Source organism: Candidatus Methylomirabilota bacterium (assembly GCA_035315345.1).
Lineage (GTDB): Bacteria > Methylomirabilota > Methylomirabilia > Rokubacteriales > CSP1-6 > CAMLFJ01.
On the sequence record DATFYA010000173.1, the window covers coordinates 1 to 2,794 of the forward strand.

2 protein-coding genes are annotated in these 2,794 nt (G+C 70.7%); one reads left to right on the plus strand and one right to left on the minus strand.

Annotation, left to right across the window (positions count from 1 at the left end; genetic code table 11):
• Positions 1-786: alkaline phosphatase family protein (locus VKN16_22220; protein HME96929.1), on the plus strand; the 786-nt coding region annotated here is incomplete at its 5' end.
• On the opposite strand, the gene VKN16_22225 is transcribed toward VKN16_22220, so the two are convergent.
• Positions 787-2,547 carry an IS1182 family transposase gene (locus tag VKN16_22225; GenBank protein ID HME96930.1) on the minus strand — a complete coding sequence of 587 codons (1,761 nt, stop codon included), beginning with the start codon at positions 2,545-2,547 and terminating at the stop codon, positions 787-789.
• Positions 2,548-2,794: the final 247 nt, after the last annotated feature.

Consider the following 2,794-nt stretch of genomic DNA (forward strand, 5'->3'; position numbering starts at 1 on the left):
ATCGGCAATCTCAGCCCCGAGCAACTCGAGGAGGACCCCGACTATCAACGGATCCGCGGTATCGACGGGGACGCCTGGCCGGCGCTCGTCGAGCTCGCCGACCGGGCCGACGCCGAGGTCGACGGGGCGAAAGGCATCCGATTCAGCTTCCGCTGGGACCTCGGCACCAGCCGGTTCATCATGATCGACTCGCGCAACGGGCGGATCCTCGACGACGGCCGACACCTGATGCTCGGCGACCGCGAGTTCTGGTGGGTCGAGGAGCAGATGCGCGACGGCGCCGTCGACCACCTCGTCCTGGGCACGTCGCTGCCCTGGCTGCTCCCCCACGCGCTCGGCGACCTGCAGGCGGTCAACCAGATCGCGGCGAACCGGCCCGGCTGGCGCGGCTGGCTCGCCGAGAAGATCCGCCAGGGCGCCGACCTCGAGCACTGGCAGGCCTTCCACGACTCCTTCGACCGACTCACCCGGCTGATCGCACAGGTCGCGACCGGCGATCCCGGTGAGCGGTCGCCCGCGACGGTCAGCGTGCTCTCCGGGGACGTCCACCACAGCTACGCCGCCCGCGTCGACCTCCTCGGCATCACCGGAAACGGGACCGACGGCGCTGCCCGCGTCCACCAGCTGACCTGCTCCCCCGTCCACAACAAGGTCCACTGGTTCGTCAAGCCCGCGTTCCGGGTGGGCTGGTCCCGCCGCCTCGCCCGCCTCACCGAACGGTGGAGCCGGCGCGCCGGAGTCACGCCCGTGCCCATCACCGACTCTGCTGCCCAATTCGGTTCGTGATCAGGCGGCGAGAGCGTGACCGAGGCGGGTGAGGTGGCTGGCCTTGCGGACGGACTGCAGAGGTGAGCTGGTCCACCACTCGTGCAGGCGGACGAGGTTGATCGCGGTCGCGGCGAACGCGTGCTGCAGGGCCACCTTGGGCAGGCCGCGGTAGCGGGCTCGGCGCATCCCGCCGGTGGTGACCGCCTGGTGGATGGTGCTCTCGGCGCCCGCGCGGATGGCGTATTTGCTCTTCCAGGTCTGGGTGGTCTGCTGTGCACGGGCGCGGGCCAGGGCCTGGTGTAGTTCTTGGGGCCGCAGGGTGAGCTGGCGCCCGCCTCGGGCGGCGGTGGTGCACTGGTCGCGTACTGGGCAGGCCCGGCAGGTCGCGGTGTCGAACTTGACCACGATCACCTCGGTGTCGCGTTGGCGGGCTGGGCTCCACGTGGCGCTGGTCTGGCCTTGCGGGCAGCTGACCTGGCGGGTCTGCCAGTCAACAGTGAACGCGGTCTTGTCGAACCCGGCACCGGCTCGGGCCTGGCGGGAGGTGTCCAGCAGGGCCGGGGTCACCAGGGTCAGCCCGAACTGGCGATGCGCCTGGTCAAGCACCTCGGCGGAGGGGTAGCCGGAGTCCAGGTAGTGCTCGGCAGGCAACAGGTTGCGTCGGGCCAGCTCGCGGTGGATCGGGGTGGTCATCTTCACGTCCGGCACGGTCGCCTCGGTGGTCGCCACATTGGTGATCAGGTTCGGTCGCCGCGGGTCGGGCTGACCCGGTTCAGGGTGCACAGCGGGCTGGGGCTTGCCCTCGTCCTCTCCGGTGTCCTCCCCGGTGTCGTTGGCGGTGTCGCAGGTCTCGGTGAGGTGGAGCTTGTAGCCGCACCAGAACAGGTCCTCGCCCTTGGCGGCCCAGCGGGCATCGGTGTCATAAGGCGAGCTGACCCGGCGATGGGCAGGCGGGAGCCCGTGCTTGTCGGGCTCCCGCCTGATGATCACCTCCCGCCCCCGGGCGTTGCTGTGGATGTAGTAGTTCTGGATCAGCACGGTGGCTAAGACCTGCACCGCGGGCAGCTCGCGCAGCCAGTCCGGGGCCGGCGCGGCATGGATCGCGCGCAGCAGCACCAGCGCGTCACTGCCGTAGAGCCCGGCGAGCCGCTCACGCTTGGTCGCCGAGCTGGGCAGCCGCCAGGAATCGACCCGGGCCCCGTAGCGGGTGCTCCACTCGCTGACGTCGATCACGCTGGCCAGCCAGTCCGGGGCCGCGGCCGCGAGGGCTTCCAGACAGGCCCGCACCGACTCCCCGGCCAGCTCGAGCCGGTTGAGATCGCGCACCGCCGAGGCCACGTGGGTGGAATCGGTGCGCTGCTTGCCGCCGGCCCCGACCAGGCCCTTGGCCGCCAGCACCTCCAGCATCTTGTCGAACACGACCCGTTCCAGACCGTGTTCGACCAGCCGGGCGCGGAACTTGCTCAACACGCTCGGGTCGAAGCCGGGATCGGTCAACTCCAACCCGAGGGCGTATTTCCAGTCGATCGCGCGCGCCACCATCAACCCGGCCTGGCGATCAGTCAGGTTCTCCACGTACTGCAACACCGTGACCAGCGCCAACGCCCCCGGCGACTCCGCCGGAGCGCCCCGCATGCCGAACGCGGCCGCGAACTGCTCATCATCAAAGACGTCGGCGAGCTCGTCGCGCGCGCTCATCGCCGGGCTGCCCTTCGGGAACGCCGCCCGGGCCACCACCACCGTCGGGTCGGGAACCCGCGGCGCTGGCCGCGGCCGCATCGACACCACGCACCTCATTCTGCGGCCGAGAACGGGGAGCAACGACCGCAGGCCAAGAGCATTCAGGTCAGAGCCGCGGATCCAGTGGATCTACACGACGGCGTGTCGGAATTGAGCAGCAGAGTCCCCCTCGGGTGGCTTGGGCCGGACAAGCAGCAGGGCATCGGGCATCGGGCATCCACCGGGCGGGCCGACGCCCGGGGGCCCAGCCCAGCAGACCGGGCCGGGGCAAGTCCGACGCGACCGG